The organism is Kitasatospora sp. NPDC094019, from assembly GCF_044764505.1.
GTDB lineage: Bacteria > Actinomycetota > Actinomycetes > Streptomycetales > Streptomycetaceae > Kitasatospora.
Genome location: NZ_JBIWIF010000013.1, coordinates 162,432 through 180,434, shown reverse-complemented (window position 1 = coordinate 180,434; position 18,003 = coordinate 162,432). Strand labels below are relative to the sequence as shown.

Genomic DNA, 18,003 nt, shown 5'->3' with positions numbered 1-18,003 from the left:
CCTCCGTCCGGCCCCGCCGCCGCGGTATTCCGTCGGCGCTCGACACCGGACCACGCGGCGCCCGGGGCCTCTTGCGGCCCGGGCGCCGTTCCACGCCCCGTCCCGCGCGTGCCACAGGCACGTGCGGGACGTGCGTTCCCGGGCAGACGGGACCTTCGCGGCATGCCCCGGCCGCCCCGACTGTGGCCTGAACGAACGTTCCTCCCCCGGAGGAGCCGGTGACAGGCTTCTCCCGTCCACGCCGGGGAAACGCGCTCCCTGCCCGAGGTGCCGGTGAGCGCAGAGCGTGGACAGGCCGGCCCCGGCCAGCGGGGGGACGAAACAGAAACGGGGACAAGGATGAAGAAGAGGCTTGCCGCAATCGTGACCGGTGCGGTGATCGCGTTCGGCGGGGGTGCCCTGGCGGCCCCCGCCGCGGTCGCCGCGCCCGCGCCCACCACCGAACTGACGAGCTCCGTCTCGTTCGACGTGGGACCCTTCCCGGAGATCGCGACTTGCGAGGCCGCGGCCGTCAGTCTGTACATCTACTACACCAACCAGGGCTACCGGACCGCGGCGGTCTGCTACCTCGCGTCGGGCTTCCCGCCCTTCGGCAACTACAAGGTCCGCGTCGTCCTCGCCCTCTGACGCGGACACCGCACCCGCCCGTCCCTCGGTGACCCACCGACGGATCCGGACGGGTGTGAACGCACCACCCGCCCCCGCCGACCACGCACGGCGGGGGCGGCATTGTCGGTGGTGGGGGCGATGATGCTGCCATGATCGACGCATCCGCTCCGCTGTCCTCCCCGTCCGCCTACGCCGAGGCCGTGGCCGCCGCCGTGCGCGCCGCCGCCGCGTACTACGGCGACGGGACCACCCCGCTCGGGGACGACGAGTACGACGCCCTGGTGCGCGCCGTCGCGGTGTACGAGGAGGCGCACCCGGACGAGGTGCTGCCCGACTCGCCCACCGGGAAGGTCGCCGGTGGGGCGGTCGTCGGGGATGTGCCGCACAGCGTGCCGATGCTGTCGCTCGACAACGTGTTCTCCGCCGAGGAACTGGACGCCTGGGCGGCCGGGCTGGAGCGGCGGCTGGGCCGCCCCGTGGCCGCGTGGTGCGTCGAACCCAAGCTCGACGGCCTGGCGGTGGCCGCCCGCTACCGGGCCGGACGCCTGCAGCAGGTCCTCACCCGGGGCGACGGCCTCGCCGGCGAGGACATCAGCCACGCCGCCGACGCCGTCCTCGGCCTGCCTGCCGCGCTGACCGAACCCGTCGACGTCGAGCTGCGCGGCGAGGTCCTGCTCACCCGGGAGCAGTTCGAGGCGGCCAACCGGCTCCGCGCCGATCACGGCGCGGAGCCGTTCGCCCACCCCCGCAGCGGAGCGGCCGGCACCCTGCGGGCCAAGGACCGCCCCTACCGGGTCGAACTGACCTTCTTCGCCTACGGCGCCGTCGGCCTCGACCCGGACCTCACCCACAGCGCCCTGCTGGAGCGGCTCGCCGCCCTCGGCGCCAACACCGCCGCCAGCACCGCCGCCCACCCCCGGCGCTGCGCGACCACCGTGGAGGCGCAGCGCCGGATCGAGGAGATCGTCGCCCTGCGCGCCGCGCTGCCCTTCGGCATCGACGGCGTCGTGGTCAAGGCCGACGCCGCCGCCGACCAGCGCGACGCCGGTTCGGGCTCCCGCGCGCCGCGTTGGGCGGTGGCCCGCAAGCTCGCCGCCGAGCACAAGGTCACCCGGCTGCTCGACGTCGAGTGGAACGTCGGCCGCACCGGCATCATCGCCCCCCGCGCCGTCCTCGAACCCGTGGTCATCGACGGCGTCACCATCACCTACGCCACCCTCCACAACCCGGCCGACATCACCCGGCGCGGCCTCATGATCAACGATCAGGTCTTCGTCCACCGCGCCGGGGACGTCATCCCGCGCGTCGAGGCCCCGCTGACCGAGCAGCGCACCGGCGACGAGCGCCCGATCGTCTTCCCGGAGGTCTGCCCCCGCTGCGGCGACACCATCGACACCTCCGAGCAGCGCTGGCGCTGCGCGCGCGGCCGCAACTGCCAGGCCGTCGCGTCCGTGATCTACGCGGCCGGCCGCGACCAGCTCGACATCGAGGGCCTCGGCGGCACCCGCGCCGTCCAGCTGGTCGAATCCGGGCTGGTCGCCGATATCGCGGACCTCTTCACCCTCACCCGCGAGCAGCTCCTCGCCCTGGACCGGATGGGGGACACCAGCACCGACAACCTGCTCGCCGCCGTCGAGGAGGCCCGCGCCCGCCCGCTCGGCCGGGTGTTCTGCGCGCTCGGCGTGCGCGGCACCGGGCGCACCATGTCCCGGCGGATCGCCGCCCACTTCGGCTCGATGGCGGCGATCCGCGCCGCGGACGCCGACACCCTGGCGGGGGTCGACGGCATCGGACCGGAGAAGGCCCGGCTGATCGTCTCCGAACTCGCCGGGCTCGCCCCGCTGCTGGACCGGCTCGCGGCCCAGCAGGTCGGCACGGCCGTCACCGAGCCCCGGGCGCCCGCGGCGGCCGCCGTCGCCGGGCCGGGGGACGAGCCGGTGACGGCGGCCGTCGGCGGCCCGCTCACCGGCGAGGCGGTGGTCGTCACCGGCAGCATGACCGGAGCGCTCGCCGCGCTCTCCCGCAACGAGATGAACGAGCTCGTCGAACGCGCGGGCGGCAAGGCGTCCTCGTCCGTGTCCAAGCGCACCACCCTGCTGGTCGCCGGTGAGAAGGCGGGGTCCAAGCGCGCCAAGGCGGAGGAGCTGGGCATTCGGGTCGTCACCCCCGAGGAGTTCGCGGTCCTGGTGGCCGAGCACCTGCCGCAGGGCTGAAAGGCCCGCTCAGGCGCCGAAGTTCAGCGCGTAGAGCGAGCGCGCCAGGTCGGCGGTCACGAAGTCCGTCGGGACGGTGCCCAGGACCGGGCGGGTGGAGCGGTCCAGACCGCCGAGGTAGCCGCGCAGCCTGGGCGTGATCGCGTCGGCCGCCTGCTGGGGCCACAGCCCCCAGCCGGAGCTGGAGGTGAAGGTGAGGAACAGCCGCTGCGGGTCGGTGGCGCCCCGGGCGGCGGTCAGGTGGGCGGAGACCTCGGGCCACTTGCGCGAGTCGACCTCGAAGATCGTGCCGATGTCGTAGTCGTCCTCGATGTCGGTGCGCCCGCCGCCCCAGCGGATGCCCGGGAGGCCGGAGTTGTCGGCCAGCAGGACGATCCGGCCGCGCACCTCGCCGATCGCGGGAATCCGGTCCTCGGTCCGGAACAGCCCCGGCCAGCGCCGCTGGTAGTCGGCGAAGAGCGCGCCGAACTCGCTGTCGGGGACGGTGGAGTACTCCTGCTTGACCCGCATCAGCAGCGCCTCGCCGGGGTGCGCGGCGAGGAAGTCCCGGCACTGGTTGAGCACGTCGCCGAAGAAGGTCTGCTGGAAGACCGGCCCGTGGTGGATCGCGAGCACGCCGTCGATCGCCCGGCAGCGGATGTCGAGGAACCGCACCCCGGCCGCCAGCTGCTCCGGCAGCGCCAGGGTCTGGGTCCGGGTCAGCGGCCCGCCGTACAGCGAGCAGGTGTCGTGCGTGCCCGGCAGCGTGAGCCGGGCGAGCGACAGCTGCGGATCGACGGCCCGCAGCCAGTCGGCGCCACCCGGTACGTCGGCCGCCCGGGCGCCCGGCGCCCCGACCGCCAGGCCGCTCGCGGCGAGCGCTCCCAGGACGGCCCCGCGGGCGAAGGCCCGTCGGCTCATCGTCGTACGCATGGTCAAGGACACGGCGCGGCACCCCCGTTGGGTGGGTGGGGAAAGGGACGGAACGGGAGAAACGACTGACATGCCCATTGTCGGCACCCCGCCCCGGTTTGCCCAGAGGCGGGGGCGCGGGTGCTGAACTGTGCGGTGCTCTGCCGGGGCTCCGGCCGACGACGACACCGCCGGGGCGGGCCCTGACGGCGCCGCCCCGGCGGGGGCTCGGTGGTGGTGGCACCGGCCCGGTCGGGCCGGCTAGGGGTCATGGCGTTCCGGGATCAAGAACGCTGGCTAGAACATGACAGAGGAGTTGATCGAATTGGCTCATGGTCAAGCAATTCGTTGCTGAAGAACAGTCAACTGTGGAGGTCGCCAATAACCTGGATCCATACAGTGAATGACCGGCCCCGGTACTCCACCGGCAGGGCCGAACGGCTGATTCCGTGGGACCGGTGCGCCGCGCGGAGCGGGACGGGCTGCCACGCTCGTGGCAGGTTCCCGGGACACCGGCCCCGGACGGGACCGAGACCACTCACGACAGGAGCACCAGATGCTGACCTCCACACGGCTCCCGGGCGGGCTGAACTGGCTCGACCTGGGGACACCCGACGTCGAAGCGGCCGTGGCTTTCTACCGGGGCTTGTTCGGCTGGGAGTTCGCGTCCGCCGGGCCGGAGGCCGGGGGCTACGGCTTCCTGCGGAAGGGCGACCGGACGGTGGCCGCCGTCGGCCCGCTGACCGAGGAGGGGGCGGGTTCCGCGTGGACGGTGTACTTCCGCACCGCGGACGCCGACGCCACCACCAGGGCCGTCGAGAAGGCGGGCGGCGTGGTCCGGTTCCCGCCGGCGGAGGTCTTCACGGCTGGGCGGACGGCCGGGTTCACGGACCCGACCGGCGCCGAGTTCGCGGTCTGGGAACCGCGTGACAGGGACGGCCTGGAGCTCGTCGACGAGCCCGGCAGCGTGAGCTGGATCGAGCTGTACACCACCGACAGCGCGGCCGCGAAGGACTTCTACGGCAGTGTCCTGGCCTGGGGGAGCGAGGACCGGCCGATGGGCGGCGGCCTCGTCTACAGCATCGTCGCGCCGGGCGGAGCCGGGGCGACGGCGCACGGCGGCATCCTGGAGCTGCAGCAGATGCACCTGGACGCCGGATCGACCTCCGAATGGCACCCCTACTTCGAGGTCGAGGACTGCGAGGCCGCCCTGGCCCGGGCCCGGGAACTCGGTGCCACCGTGATCATCCCCGCCATGGACGCCGAGGGTGTGGGACGGCTCGGGATGGTGCTGGATCCGTTCGGGGCGCCGTTCGCCGTCCTCAGGAGCGTTCGGGCCTGACGCCCGGGCCCGGCAGCGGCGATCCGGGCGAGGACGGCGATCCGGGCGAGCGCGGCGGTCCGGGTGGGGGCGGCGCCGCGTTCACCCCGACCGGCGCCGCGCGAGGTGGACCACGACGTCGGCGGTGATCGCGAGCGTGCGGGGCAGGACGCCCGCGATCGCCTCGAAGGTCTGCCGGCGCTTCTCCGGCGGCAGTTGCAGGTAGGCCGAGACCGTCGACAGGTGGCCGAGGTAGTCGGCGGCGCTCGCGGTCCAGCTCCGCGCCACGACGGCCTGCCGGACGTCGTGGAACAGCGGCGACCGCTCCAGCTCCGTGCCCGGCCACTGCATCGGCGCGTCCGGGGCGGTCCCGTCGGGGGACGGTACGTCGTCGCTCTCCAGGAACGGGGTGCGGGCCGCCCGCACGGACGCCTCGACGGCCGGGTCGGCCGGTTCGACCACCCCGGCGAACGACGCGAACACCCCGCCCGGCTCCAGGAGCGCGGCCACCCGCGGCCACCGGCCTTCCGGGCGGGTCCAGTGCAGGGCCGACGCCGCGTAGACCAGTCCGTAGGTCCGGCCCGGCCGCAGGTCCTCGAACGCGGCCCGCACGACCGTCACGTTCGCGGGCGCGGTCCGGCGCAGTTCGGCGAGCATGGCGGGGTCGGGATCGGTCGCGGTGACCGCGATCCCGCGCGCGGCGAACAGGCGGGTGGCCTTGCCCGTTCCGGCACCGATCTCCACGGCGGTGCGGACCGGCCGGTCCGCGTACGCCTCCACCAGCCGGGCGACCTCCTCGGGGTAGCCGGGCCGGAACCTCTCGTAGGCTTCCGCGATCTCGCCGAAGCCCAGCGCGCGAGCAGACATGCCTCGCATCCTGGCACGATCGGGGCGTCGGCCGCGAGCGGTCCTGACGACCCGTCGGCCGGTGCCCGTCCGAGCGCGTGGGCGCCCGGGACGGACACCGGCCGGCGGGTGTCGCTGCCGGCGGGTGCCGGCGGGTGCGGTGCGGTCAGGCGAGTTCCAGCACCCACAGGTCGAGCGAGTCGCTGAGGACGACCTGACTGCCGTTGGTGTCGAAGGTCTGGGCGGCGAGCCACTTGCCCGAGCTGACCGCCTTGATCGCGGTGTAGTTGGTGCCGGGTACGTTGACGAGCGTGAACTTCTGCTCGTCGGGAACGTAGCTGTCGTTGCAGCCGACCGTGATCAGCCAGACTCCGGCGGCCCTCCCGTCGCGGTCGATGCCCGCGCACCAGTGGCGCCAGTTGTCGCGGAAGACGACCTGATCGGGGCCCCCCGACACGGGCTTGCGGCAGACCTGCCACTTCTGGTTGGACTCGCCGCTCCACTGGTACTGGATGACGGAGCCGTGGTTCCCGGGGGACAGGGCGACGGTCAGGGCCAGCTCGTTGAACGCGGGGCGGTTGGCGGCCTTGATGCGGTACAGGATCGGGTCGCAGGTGTAGTTGCTGCCCGTGTCCCCGGCCGAGGCGGTCGGGGCTGCGGCGAGCGTCAGGGCGCCGAGGATCGCGGTGGTGCCGAGCGCGGTCAGTCGGCGGATCGACAGGGACATCGTGAACTCGCTTTCACGGCTGGGGGCGGAGAAGTGTGCGGGGCGCGGTGGACGTGTCCGGACCGGACCGGAACGGTCCGTCCGGTCCGGGGCGGTTCTGGACCGGGGTCAGCAGCCGAGCCGCTGCCGGGCGGCGTAGCGCAGGGTTCCGGCCGGCTCCGGGGAGGCGCACGACACGGTGCCCTCCTCCGGGTACTCGAAGGTGGTGTAGGTGCCCTTGCCGTTCGGGGTCGTGTTCACCCAGAAGCCGATGGCGCCGGCGCGGGCGCAGGCGTACTCCACCCACTCGCCGGAGACCTTCCGGGTGCCGCGGTAGAGGCCGTAGTAGCCGGGCTGGTTGAGGTTCCAGGTGGTGGAGGCGGTGGTGGTCGTGGTGGACGAGGTGGTCGTCTGGACGGAGAAGCCGACCGTGGCGGACACCTTGAAGAACAGGAAGCTGGCGGAGGCCGAGATCTCGGTGTTCCGGTTGACCGTGGTGGTGACGGTGTCGACCCGGGTCAGGGTCTGGTAGCGCTGACCGGTGGTGCCGGGGGTGACGTTGACCGCCGAGAAGTCGGTGACGGTCGGCTCGATCTTCGTGTTGAGGACGTCGTGCCAGACCGTGTCCACGGCCGGGTTGCAGGTACCGCTCGGCGGTCCCGACGGGGTCGCGGCCGCCGCGCCGGTGGCGTTGGCCAGGCCGAGCGAACCGACGGCGGCGAGGACGACGGCGGTCGAGGCCATCGCCCGGCGGAGCGTGCGCGGGCGGGGGTTCGGGGTCATGGGGGCTCCCTCTCTGGAACGGAGTCGGCCGGATGCGGCGCCCGTCGGGGTGCGGGGCGGGCGCCGTACGGCTCGGAGAGAACCCTGCTCCACTCCGTCACGATTTCATCATGAGTGGATCACGTCACCCACTTCACAGGCACCTGGGGCGCCATGGACACAGCACGTGGTCCGGGTGAGGATGGGCCCTGCCGCACCGCCGGGTGTACGAACCTGACGGTCGGTGTACGGCACACGGCCGCGTACGTGCCGCGCTGTGCGGACCGGGCATGCCGCGGCCGCGACGCGGGGCGGGGCGGGGCGGACGGTCCGGCGGAGGGGGCGGAGTGGAGTTCGGGATCCTGGGCGCGCTGGAGGTCCGGGCTCCGGACACCACCGTGCTCGCCGTCGGCGGTCGGCGCCAACAGGCCCTGCTGGCGGTCCTGGTGGCCCACGCGGACCGGATCGTGTCGGTGCCGCGGCTGGTCGACGCGGTCTGGGACGAGTCCCCGCCGGCCACCGCCGACCGCCAGGTCCGGAACATGATCGGCCTGCTGCGCCGGACCCTCGGCGGCGGCCCCGGACAGGTGTCCCCGATCCGCACCGAGGGACCGGGCTACCGCCTCGCCGGGCCGGACGTGAGCGTCGACGCCCTGCGCTTCGCCGCCCTGGTGGACGCGGCGGCCGAACCGGGCGCCGACCGGGCCGCGCGGCTGCGCGAGGCCCTGGCTCTCTGGCGCGGTCCCGCCCTGGACGGACAGTCGGGCCGCGCCCTCGCCGCGGTCGCGGCCGGCCTGGAGGAGCGCCGGATGGTCGTCCTGGAGCGGCTCTACGAGGCCGAGCTGACGGCCGGCCGGGACGAGCTCGCCGTCACCGAACTCACCGAACTGGTGGTCGCGTTCCCGCTGCGCGACGGCCTGGTGCGGCACCTGCTGACCGCTCTCGCGCGGTGCGGCCGGCACGTGGAGGGGCTGGCGGCCTACCGCCGGTACGCCGACCGCCTCGCGGAGGAGCTCGGCCTCGATCCTTCGCCCCGGCTCCGGGACATCCAGCGGGAGTTGCTGGGAGCGGCCGACCGGGGCCGGGGCGACCCGCGCCCCGCGGACCCGCTCGCCCCGGCACCGCCCGGGCCGCCGCCGTGCCCGCGTCCGTCCCAACTGCCCTGGGACCTGCCCGTCTTCGTCGGGCGCACCGCCCAACTCGGCTCCATGGACCGGTACCTCGCCGTCCTCGGCGGCCCCGGCCCCGGCGCCGTCCCCGGCGGTCCGGCCGTGAGCGGCCCCGCCGGCGTCGGCCCGCCACCGGCCTCCGTGGTCGTGATCACCGGCATCCCCGGCGGCGGCAAGTCCGCGCTGGCGGTGCGCTGGTCGCACCGCGCCCGCGAGCACTTCCCCGACGGCCAGCTCTTCGCCGACCTGCACGGATGGTCGGCGGCGGGCCCGCAGGACCCGCACGCCGTCCTCGGCGCGTTCCTGCGGGCCCTGGGTGTGCCGCCCGAGGACGTCCCCGGCCGCGTCGACGAGGCGGGCGCGCTCTACCGCAGCACACTGGCCGGCCGCCGGGTCCTGATCGTGCTCGACAACGCGCTCGACACCGAACAGGTCCGCCCGCTGCTGCCCGGCACGCCGGGTTGCGCGGTGGTCGTGACCAGCCGCGACCGGCTCACCGGCCTCGTGGTCCGGGAAGGGGCCGAGCGGATCGAACTCGACGACTTCAGCCCGGCCGAGGGGCGGGCGCTGGTCCACCGGGTGCTCGGCGCCGAGCGGGCCGCGGTCCGCGAACACGCCGTCACCCGGCTGCTCGACGCCTGCGGCCACCTCCCGTTGGCCGTCGGCCTCGCCGTCGCCCGGCTGCGTGACCGCCCGCACCACGACCTCGACGACCTCGCGGCCGAACTCGCCGCCGAGGACACCCGCCTGGACGTCCTCGACGCCGACGGCGACGGCCCGTCCGCCCGGCTGCGCACGGTCTTCGCGCTCTCCTGCCAGGCGCTCGACGAACCCGCCGCGCGGCTGTTCCGGCTGCTCGCGGTGAGCCCCGCGGTCGACCTCTCGGCGCCCGTCGCCGAGGCGGTCGCCGGTCAGGACGCCGCCGAGTGCGCGCGGATCCTGCGCCGGCTGGCGAACTCCCACCTCCTCACCGAACACGCCGCCGGCCGCTACCGCTTCCACGACCTGGTCCGGCTGTTCGCCGCCGAGCGGGGCGCCCACGAGGAGAGCGAGCAGTCCCTCGGCCGGGCCCGCGGGCGCTGGTACGCCTGGTGCCTGCACCGGAGCGCGGCCGCCACCGCCCCGCTGCTCGCCCCGAGACGCGCCCGGGTACCGCTCCCGCCGCCGCCCGAGGGCCTGCGCACCGCGGCCTTCGACGGCGCGGAGGAGGCACTGGACTGGTACGACGGACAGCGCGCCAACCTGGTCGCCACCGTCGGCCACGCCTTCGGGCGCGGGGACGACGAAGTCGCCTGGAAGCTCCCCGCACTGGTGTGGCCCTACCTCCACCGCTCCGGCCGGCACGCCGAACGCCTGGCCCTCGGCCGCACCGCGCTCGCGGCCGCCCGCCGCCTGGACGACCCGCTCGCCACCGGGCGCACCCTCAACGACCAGGGCCACGCCTGGAGCGCCGCCGGCGACCTGCCCAGGGCGCGCCGCCACTACGAACGGGCCCTCGACCATGTCCGCGCGGCCGGAGCCCCGGCGGTCGAGGGACAGGTACTGGCCAATCTCGGCGCGTTCCACTTCTTCTCCGGCGACTACGCCGGTGCCGCCGACCACTACGAGAACGCCCTGCGGCTGCTGCCCGCCGACGGACCGGACGCCGACGACTGGACCGTCCGCCTGTGCGAGGTCAGCCTCGCGGCGGTCCACGCCTTCCTCGGCCGCTTCGAAGCCGCCCGGACCCGCGCCGAGCGGCTGCTCGCCCCCGACCTCGGGCTCCACGACGGCATCCTCGGCTGCTCCCTGCGGAACGTCGTCGGCCTGGCCCACTACGCCGCCGGCCGCCCGGGAGAGGCGCTGCGCCACTTCGCGCGCTCACTGGCCGTCAGCCGGCGCGTCACCGGCTTCCCGGACCAGCGCGCCAACTCCCTGGCCGGCCTGGCCGCGGCCCAGCAGGCCCTGGGCCGCCCGGCCGCCGCCCGGCGCTCCTGGGCGGTGGCCCTCGACCTCTACCAGCAGCTGCCCGCCCACTACCGGGCCCCGGTCGTCCTGCTGACCTCCCTCGGCTTCACCCCGCCCGCCGCTGTCACCGCCACCGGCACCGTCGGCGCCGCCGTGCCCCGGTGAGCACCGGCGGTCCGGTGGAGGCCGTCACCGCGCTGTCCGAGAACCCCGCCGTGCACGGCACCCTGCTTCAGCACCCGGTGGGGGCGCACATCGACGAGCGGACCGAGTCCGGGGCGAGCGCCCCGGAGGAGGACGTCGACGATGTCACCACGCGGTCCTTCGCGGCGCCGGGGTTCGGCCTGCCGGGCTCCGTCTCCTGCGCCCCCGGTGGGATCACGCGCCTGCTGGACGAGTATGACGTCGGTCTCACCGGCAAGCACGCCGTCGTGGTGGGACGCGGCCCGATTCCGGGCAGGCCCGCGGGGACGCTCCCGCTCGGCCGGGACGCCACGGTGACGCACTGTCATTCCCGGGCCGTCGGTCTGTCCTCGATCGTGCGCGAGGCCGACATCGTGGTCGCCGCGGTCGGACGGCCGTGTTTCATCGGTGGGGCGGACATCGAACCCGGTGCCGTGATGATCGACGCGGGCTACAATTCGGGCCATGTCGGGGATGTCGACTTCGAGGGGGCCCGGCGCAGGGCCGACCTGATCACTCCCGTCCCCGGCGGTGTCGGTCCCATGACCATCGCCGTCCTGCTCGCCCGGACGGTCGAGGCGGCGGAGCGTCAGCTCGTGCTGTCCCGACACCGGAATCCGTCGGCCGGAACGGACGCCGGGTCGGCCGATGGGTGGATCAAGGGTGGGCCTTCGCGCGTCCGGCGGGGCGGCAGATGAGAAGGTGGTGCGCCACGGGTGGGATCGGCCGCGTTTTCGCGTGCGGCGGATGCTCCGTGGGCCGGCAGGTGGCACGATGCGATGCCGGAAGCGACGCTCAAGGAGAAGACAAGCACCATGGCAACCGACTACGACGCCCCGCGCGACACCGGCGACGAGGGCCGCGACGAGAGCATCGAGGCTCTGAAGAACAAGCGGGACGACAAGCAGAGCTCCTCGGTCGACGTGGAGCCCGAGGCCGTTGAAGGGCTGGAGCTGCCGGGCGCCGACCTGTCCGGTGAGGAGCTCACCGTGCGGGTCGTGCCGCTCCAGGCGGACGAGTTCACGTGTATGACCTGCTTCCTGGTCCACCACCGCGCGCAGCTCGCGGGTGAGGACAAGAACGGCCGGCCCATCTGCCGCGAGTGCGCGTCCTGATCGGAGCGCAGTGACCGGGCCGGCCGGGGACGGCCGGGCGCCGGCCGGGACTCCCCGGCCGGCGCCCGGGGTCGCCCGGCCGGCCCGGTTCCGGTTCGGGGCCGGTTCCGGTCATGGCCCGGTTCGGGCCCGGCCCGGGCCGTGAGCCTCAGGCGAGGAAGCCCCGCAACAGCGCGGCCGTCGCGGCGAGGTGTTCCTCGGTGGCGCGCCGGGCCGCGTCGCCGTCCCCGGTGAGGATCGCCCGGACCATGGCCCGGTGCTGTTCGGCGGCGTGTTCGATGTTCCGGTCGAGCATGGGGATGGCGTTGAGCAGGTCGTTGAGCCGCATCCTGGCCTCGGCGATGGCCGCGGCCAGGGTGGGGGAGCCGGTCAGTTCGCCGATGGCGAGGTGGAACCGCGAGTCGAGCTGGCGGTACCGGTCCGGCGGGGCGCCCTCCAGGTCGTCGAGGCGGCTCTCCAGGCGGGCCCGCTGGTCGGCGGTGAGGGTGCGGCGGGCGGCGGCCTCGGCGGCGCCCGTCTCCAGGACCTGGCGGTAGGTCAGCGCGTCCTCCAGCGCGCCGCCGAGGTCCCGGGCGGCCCGGCGCAGATCGGCGACGTCGGGCGCGGGCATCCGGTAGGTGACGAAGGTGCCGCCGTAGCGGCCCCGGCGCGGTTCGACGCAGCCGGCCTGCTGGAGCGTGCGGAGCGCCTCGCGCAGGGTCTCCCTGCTGACGCCGAGCCGGGCGGCGAGGTCCCGTTCGGCGGGCAGCCGGTCGCCGTGGCCGAAGACACCGAGCTTGATCGCCTGGAGCAGTCGCTCGACGGTCTCCTCGAAGGCGTTGCCGGTGCGGACCGGGCGGAAGATCGCGCCGGCCTGCCAGTCGAGTCGTGCCTGCTCACGTGCTTGGTCCAGGTCCACGCCCGGAATCGTACCTACGGGCGGGTGCCGGACCTCGTTCCGTTCCGTTCTCGGTGTCGGCCCTTGACGCGGCCCGGCTCAGCCGCAACGATGCTGCTCACCCACCCAATGGTCTGGTTCCAGACCATTGAAGAGCCGTCCGATCGTCGAACCCGCCCGGCCGGGCGCGCCACGCCGTCGTGGCCCTGCCCGTCCCGGCACACCCTCAACCCCCTGGGGTGCCCATGACCGACGCACGCTCACCCGACCCGCGGCCGACCGGCGCGCCCGCGCCCGAGCAGCCTTCCCCCACCGTGTTTCCGGAAGGCACCACCCCCGTTTCCGACGACGAACAACGCCTCCGCGAGCTGGGCTACACCCAGGAACTGGCCCGCTCGATGTCCGGCTTCTCCAACTTCGCCGTCTCCTTCTCCATCGTCTCGATCCTCTCCGGCTGCCTGACCCTGTACGGCACGGGCATGAAGACCGGAGGCCCGGCCCTGATCGTCTGGGGCTGGCCGGTGGTCGGCCTGTTCACCCTCTGCGTCGGCCTGGCCATGGCCGAGATCTGCTCCAGCTACCCGACGGCCGGCGGGCTCTACTACTGGGCCGCCAAGCTCAGCCGCAGCCGGGGCCCGGCCTGGAGCTGGTTCACCGGCTGGTTCAACTTCCTCGGGCAGGTCGCGGTCACCGCCGGCGTCGACTTCGGCGCCGCGTTCTTCACCAACGCCTTCCTCACCCTGCGCTTCGGCTTCGAGGCCAGCCCCGCGCACACGATCGAGATCTTCGCCGTCATCCTGCTGCTGCACGGCCTGCTCAACACCCGCGGCGTGCGGCTCGTCGCCCTCCTCAACAGCGTCTCGGTGTGGTGGCACCTGGTCGGCGTCGCGGTCATCGTCGGCGCGCTGGCGGTGTTCCCGGACCAGCACGCCCCGGCGTCCTTCGTCCTCACCGAGTTCGTCAACGGCACCGGCTTCCGGAACCAGTTCTACGTGGCGATGATCGGCCTGCTGATGGCCCAGTACACCCTCACCGGGTACGACGCCTCCGCGCACATGACCGAGGAGACCCGCGACGCCGCCCGCTCCGGCCCCCGCGGCATCGTCAACGCCATCACCGTCTCCCTGGCGGCCGGCTGGGTCCTGCTGCTCGGCCTCACCTTCGCGATCCGCGACTACGACGGCGCGCTCAACAGCGACACCGGCGTCCCGCCCGCCCAGATCTTCATCGACGCGATCGGCTCCGGCGGCGCCCAGTTCCTGCTGCTGATCGTCATCGGCGCCCAGTTCTTCTGCGGCATGGCCTCCGTCACCGCCAACTCCCGCATGATCTACGCCTTCTCCCGGGACGGCGCCCTGCCCGGCTCCCGCCTGTGGCACCGGATCGACCCGCGCACCCAGACCCCCACCAACGCCGTCTGGCTGGCGACCGGCGGCGCGCTGCTGCTCGGCCTGCCGGCGCTCTGGAACACCACCGCCTACACCGCCGTGACCTCCATCTCCGTCATCGGCCTGTACATCTCCTACGTCATTCCGGTGTACCTGAGGCTGCGCCAGGGCGAGGACTTCACGCCCGGCCCCTGGCAGCTGGGACGCTGGAGCCGGCCGATCGGCATCCTCGCGGTCGGCTGGACGGCCGTGATCACCGTCCTCTTCATGCTTCCCACCACCTCCCCGATCACCGCCGAGAGCTTCAACTACACCCCCGTCGCCGTGGCCGTCGTGGTCGGCTTCGCCGGCGTGTGGTGGCTGGTCTCGGCCCGGCACTGGTTCACCGGACCCCACGTCCTGACCGCACCGACCGAACCCGACGCCGGGGACACACCACCCGGACCCGACGCCCGGGACACCGAACTGGAGGTCCGATGACCAGCCCCCGGCTCACACTCGACGAACTGCGCGCCCGCGTCGCCGACGGCTCCGTCGACACCGTCGTGCTCGCCATGACCGACATGCAGGGCCGCCTCCAGGGCAAGCGCCTGGCCGCCGAGCACTTCCTCGCCGACGTGGTGCCCGGCGCCGCCGAGGGCTGCGGCTACCTGCTCGCCGTCGACGTCGACATGAACACCGTCGACGGGTACGAGATCTCCTCCTGGGAGAACGGCTACGGCGACCTGACCCTGCGCCCCGACCTCGCCACTCTGCGGACCGTGCCCTGGCACCCCGCCACCGCCATGGTCCAGTGCGACGTGGTCCACCACGACGGCACCCCGGTCGCCGTCTCCCCCCGGCAGATCCTGCAACGGCAGCTGGACCGCCTGGCCGGCCACGGCTGGACCGCCCAGGCCGCCACCGAGCTGGAGTTCATCGTCTTCCGGGACAGCTACGAGCAGGCGTGGGACAAGGACTACACCGGACTCACCCCGGCCAACCAGTACAACGTGGACTACTCCGTCCTCGGCACCGGCCGGATCGAGCCCCTGCTGCGCCGGATCCGCAACGGGATGGCCGGCGCGGGCCTCACCGTCGAGTCCGCCAAGGGCGAGTGCAACCTCGGCCAGCACGAGATCACCTTCAAGTACGCCGACGCCCTCACCACCTGCGACAACCACGCGCTCTACAAGACCGGTGCCAAGGAGATCGCCGCCCAGGAGGGCTGCAGCCTGACCTTCATGGCGAAGTACGACGAACGCGAGGGCAACTCCTGCCACATCCACCTCAGCCTGCGCGACGAGCGGGGCGCACCCGTGTTCGCCGGCGACCGGCCGCACGGCTTCTCCCGCACCATGGAGCACTTCCTCGCCGGGCAGCTCGCCTGCCTCGCCGACTTCGCCCTGCTGTTCGCCCCCACCGTCAACTCCTACAAGCGCTACGTCCCCGGCAGCTTCGCGCCCACCGCCGTCGCCTGGGGCCGCGACAACCGCACCTGCGCCCTGCGCGTGGTCGGCCACGGACCCTCGCTGCGGTTCGAGAACCGCGTCCCCGGCGGCGACGTCAACCCGTACCTCGCCGTCGCCGCGCTGATCGCGGCCGGACTGCACGGCATCGACCGACAACTGGAGCTCGAACCGGAGTTCACCGGCAACGCCTACGCCTCCGACGCCCCGAGGGTGCCCTCGACCCTGCGCGACGCGGTCGACGCCTTCGAACGCAGCGCCGTCGCCACCACGGCCTTCGGCAAGGACGTCGTCCGGCACTACACCCACGCGGGGCGCACCGAACTCGCGGCCTACGAGCGCTCGGTGACCGACTGGGAGCGACGCCGCGGATTCGAGCGGCTGTGACCCGCGCCGATCCGCGCCGACCGCTGATCGGCGTCACCACCTACCACGACGACGCGGCCTGGTCGGTCTGGCACCAGCGCGCCGACCTGGTGCCCCGGACCTACGTGGACGCCGTCGTCGGCGCGGGCGGCACCGCCGTCCTGCTGCCGCCGCAGCCAGGCGGCGCCGAGCACCTGCTCGACGCGCTGGACGGCCTCGTGCTCGCCGGCGGACCGGATCTCGACCCGGCCGGGTACGGGGCACCCGCAGACCCGCGCACCGGACCGCCCCACCCCGCGCGGGACGACTGGGAGAGCACCCTCCTGCGCGCCGCCCTGGCCCGGGACCTCCCGCTGCTCGGCGTCTGCCGCGGCATGCAGCTGCTCAACGTCGAACTCGGCGGCACCCTCCTGCAGCACCTCCCCGACGGCAGCCACCAGAAGGTCCCGGCCCGGTTCGTCCGCCACCGGATCGTGACGGCGGACGGCAGCCGGCTCGCCGCCCTCCTCGGACCGGACGCCGACGTCCCCTGCTACCACCACCAGGCCGTCGACCGGCTCGGCACCGGGCTGCGGCCCACCGCCCACGCCGCCGACGGCACCGTCGAGGCACTCGAACTCGACGGCCGCCGCTTCGCGCTCGGCGTCCAGTGGCACCCCGAGACCGACCCCGACGACCCGCGCCTGTTCCACGCCCTGATCGCCGCCGCGCAGGGCACCGCCGCGCAGATCACCTCCGCCCGGGCCACCTCCGCCCAGATGGCCCCGACCCACCGGGAGAGCAGCCCATGACCGAACCGGACCTCTTCGAGGTCGTCAACCCCGCCACCGAGGAGGTGATCACCACCGTCGAACTCGCCGGCCTCGCCGAGACCGACGCCGCCGTCGCCCGTGCCCGCGCCGCCTTCGACACCTGGCGCCGGGTCGCCCCCGCCGACCGGGCCCGGCTGCTGCGCGCCTTCGCCGCCGCCGTCGACGCCGACCGCGAACACCTCGCCGCCCTGGAGGTCGCCAACGCCGGCCACACGATCGGCAACGCGCGCTGGGAGGCCGGCAACGCGCGCGACGTCATCGACTACTACGCCGCCGCCCCGGAACGGCTGTTCGGCCGCCAGATCCCCGTCGCCGGCGGCGTCGACATCACCTTCCAGGAACCGATCGGCGTCGTCGGCGTCATCGTGCCCTGGAACTTCCCGATGCCGATCGCCGCCTGGGCGCTCGCCCCGGCCCTCGCCGCCGGCAACACCGTGATCGTCAAACCGGCCGAGCTCACCCCGCTCACGGCCCTGCGCCTCGGCGAACTCGCCCTCCGCGCCGGGATCCCGGACGGTGTGCTGCAGATCCTGCCCGGCCGCGGCCCCGTCGTCGGACAGCGCTTCGTCACCCACCCCGACGTGCGCAAGATCGTGTTCACCGGTTCCACCCGGGTCGGCAAGGAGATCATGGCGGGCTGCGCCGCCCAGGTGAAGCCCGTCACCCTCGAACTCGGCGGCAAGAGCGCCAACATCGTCTTCGCCGACGCCGACCTCGCCAAGGCCGCCGCCACCGCGCCCTACGCCGTCTTCGACAACGCCGGCCAGGACTGCTGCGCCCGGTCCCGGATCCTGGTCGAGGCCAGTGTGTTCGAGGACTTCCTGGCCCTCCTGGAACCGGCCGTCCGCGGCGTGCGGGTCGGCGACCCGGCCGACGAGAAGACCGAGATGGGCCCGCTGATCTCCGCCGCCCACCGGTCTCGGGTCGCCTCCTACGTGCCGGACGACGCGCCCGTCGCCTTCCGCGGCGCCGCCCCCGACGGGCCCGGTTTCTGGTACCCGCCCACCGTCCTCGCCCCGGTACGGCACGACGACCGCGCCTACACCGAGGAGATCTTCGGCCCGGTCGTCACGGTCGTGCCGTTCCGTGACGAGCAGGACGCCCTGCGCGTCGCCAACGCCACCGAGTACGGGTTGTCCGGCTCCGTCTGGACCAGGGACGTCGGCCGCGCCCTGCGGGTCGCGCGCGGGGTCGAGGCCGGCAACCTCTCCGTCAACTCGCACTCCTCGGTCCGCTACACCACGCCCTTCGGCGGCTTCAAGCAGTCCGGACTCGGCCGCGAGCTCGGCCCGGACGCCCTCGACGCCTTCACCCAGACCAAGAACGTCTTCATCTCCACGGAGGAGTGAT

At 73.9% G+C, this 18,003-nt stretch carries 14 protein-coding genes and 1 pseudogene; 10 read left to right on the top strand and 5 right to left on the bottom strand.

Features of this window, described 5'->3' with window-relative positions:
• Nucleotides 1-339 precede the first annotated feature (339 nt).
• Together ACIQ9P_RS27190 and ligA are read left to right on the top strand one after the other, a co-directional pair.
• The gene (locus ACIQ9P_RS27190) at nt 340-627 is read left to right on the top strand and encodes a hypothetical protein (RefSeq protein ID WP_402361384.1); all 288 of its coding nucleotides are present in this window, start codon (nt 340-342) and stop codon (nt 625-627) included.
• Between the two features lie 131 nt (nt 628-758).
• The gene (gene ligA / locus ACIQ9P_RS27185) at nt 759-2,822 is read left to right on the top strand and encodes an NAD-dependent DNA ligase LigA (protein ID WP_402361381.1); all 2,064 of its coding nucleotides are present in this window, start codon (nt 759-761) and stop codon (nt 2,820-2,822) included.
• 9 nt (nt 2,823-2,831) lie between these two features.
• On the opposite strand, the gene ACIQ9P_RS27180 is transcribed toward ligA, so the two are convergent.
• Nucleotides 2,832-3,722: a phosphatidylinositol-specific phospholipase C gene (locus ACIQ9P_RS27180; RefSeq protein ID WP_402361379.1), complete on the bottom strand. Its 891-nt coding sequence runs from the start codon at nt 3,720-3,722 to the stop codon at nt 2,832-2,834.
• Nucleotides 3,723-4,269: 547 nt separating this feature from the next.
• Here ACIQ9P_RS27180 and ACIQ9P_RS27175 point away from each other — a divergent pair.
• Nucleotides 4,270-5,055 carry a VOC family protein gene (locus tag ACIQ9P_RS27175; protein WP_402361376.1) on the top strand — a complete coding sequence of 262 codons (786 nt, stop codon included), beginning with the start codon at nt 4,270-4,272 and terminating at the stop codon, nt 5,053-5,055.
• An 81-nt stretch (nt 5,056-5,136) separates the two neighbouring features.
• Here ACIQ9P_RS27175 and ACIQ9P_RS27170 read toward each other — a convergent pair whose 3' ends face one another.
• The 3 genes from ACIQ9P_RS27170 to ACIQ9P_RS27160 all read right to left on the bottom strand — a co-directional run bounded on the left by ACIQ9P_RS27170 (nt 5,137) and on the right by ACIQ9P_RS27160 (nt 7,369).
• Nucleotides 5,137-5,901: a class I SAM-dependent methyltransferase gene (locus tag ACIQ9P_RS27170; protein WP_402361374.1), complete on the bottom strand. Its 765-nt coding sequence runs from the start codon at nt 5,899-5,901 to the stop codon at nt 5,137-5,139.
• Between the two features lie 145 nt (nt 5,902-6,046).
• Nucleotides 6,047-6,607: an RICIN domain-containing protein gene (locus ACIQ9P_RS27165; RefSeq protein WP_402361371.1), complete on the bottom strand. Its 561-nt coding sequence runs from the start codon at nt 6,605-6,607 to the stop codon at nt 6,047-6,049.
• Nucleotides 6,608-6,715: 108 nt separating this feature from the next.
• On the bottom strand, nt 6,716-7,369 hold the full coding sequence (locus ACIQ9P_RS27160) for a hypothetical protein (RefSeq protein ID WP_402361368.1): 654 nt from the start codon (nt 7,367-7,369) through the stop codon (nt 6,716-6,718).
• Between the two features lie 269 nt (nt 7,370-7,638).
• Here ACIQ9P_RS27160 and ACIQ9P_RS27155 point away from each other — a divergent pair, with 269 nt between their 5' ends.
• From ACIQ9P_RS27155 to ACIQ9P_RS27145, 3 genes and pseudogenes are all read left to right on the top strand, one after another.
• Nucleotides 7,639-10,629 carry an AfsR/SARP family transcriptional regulator gene (locus ACIQ9P_RS27155; protein ID WP_402361365.1) on the top strand — a complete coding sequence of 997 codons (2,991 nt, stop codon included), beginning with the start codon at nt 7,639-7,641 and terminating at the stop codon, nt 10,627-10,629.
• Nucleotides 10,620-11,243, top strand: a pseudogene (locus ACIQ9P_RS27150) (bifunctional 5,10-methylene-tetrahydrofolate dehydrogenase/5,10-methylene-tetrahydrofolate cyclohydrolase); the annotation flags it as partial. The gene ACIQ9P_RS27155 and the pseudogene ACIQ9P_RS27150, both read left to right, overlap by 10 nt.
• A 219-nt stretch (nt 11,244-11,462) precedes the next feature.
• The gene (locus tag ACIQ9P_RS27145; RefSeq protein WP_402361362.1) at nt 11,463-11,762 is read left to right on the top strand and encodes a DUF4193 domain-containing protein; all 300 of its coding nucleotides are present in this window, start codon (nt 11,463-11,465) and stop codon (nt 11,760-11,762) included.
• A gap of 148 nt (nt 11,763-11,910) precedes the next feature.
• Here ACIQ9P_RS27145 and ACIQ9P_RS27140 read toward each other — a convergent pair whose 3' ends face one another.
• Nucleotides 11,911-12,660: a FadR/GntR family transcriptional regulator gene (locus ACIQ9P_RS27140; protein WP_402361359.1), complete on the bottom strand. Its 750-nt coding sequence runs from the start codon at nt 12,658-12,660 to the stop codon at nt 11,911-11,913.
• Between the two features lie 224 nt (nt 12,661-12,884).
• On the opposite strand from ACIQ9P_RS27140, the gene ACIQ9P_RS27135 reads away from it, so the two are divergent.
• From ACIQ9P_RS27135 to ACIQ9P_RS27120, 4 genes are read left to right on the top strand one after another with little or no spacing between them, the layout of a single operon-like run.
• Nucleotides 12,885-14,507, top strand: coding sequence for an amino acid permease (locus ACIQ9P_RS27135; RefSeq protein WP_402361356.1), 1,623 nt, complete (start codon nt 12,885-12,887; stop codon nt 14,505-14,507).
• Nucleotides 14,504-15,862 (top strand): glutamine synthetase family protein, encoded by a 1,359-nt coding sequence (locus ACIQ9P_RS27130; protein WP_402361353.1) that lies wholly within the window; start codon nt 14,504-14,506, stop codon nt 15,860-15,862. The genes ACIQ9P_RS27135 and ACIQ9P_RS27130 overlap by 4 nt, the downstream gene beginning before the upstream one ends.
• Complete coding sequence (locus tag ACIQ9P_RS27125; protein ID WP_402361350.1) at nt 15,859-16,632, top strand: gamma-glutamyl-gamma-aminobutyrate hydrolase family protein; 774 nt, start codon at nt 15,859-15,861, stop codon at nt 16,630-16,632. The genes ACIQ9P_RS27130 and ACIQ9P_RS27125 overlap by 4 nt, the downstream gene beginning before the upstream one ends.
• Nucleotides 16,629-18,002 carry an aldehyde dehydrogenase family protein gene (locus ACIQ9P_RS27120; protein WP_402361347.1) on the top strand — a complete coding sequence of 458 codons (1,374 nt, stop codon included), beginning with the start codon at nt 16,629-16,631 and terminating at the stop codon, nt 18,000-18,002. Before ACIQ9P_RS27125 ends, ACIQ9P_RS27120 begins: the two co-directional genes overlap by 4 nt.
• Nucleotide 18,003 lies beyond the last annotated feature (1 nt).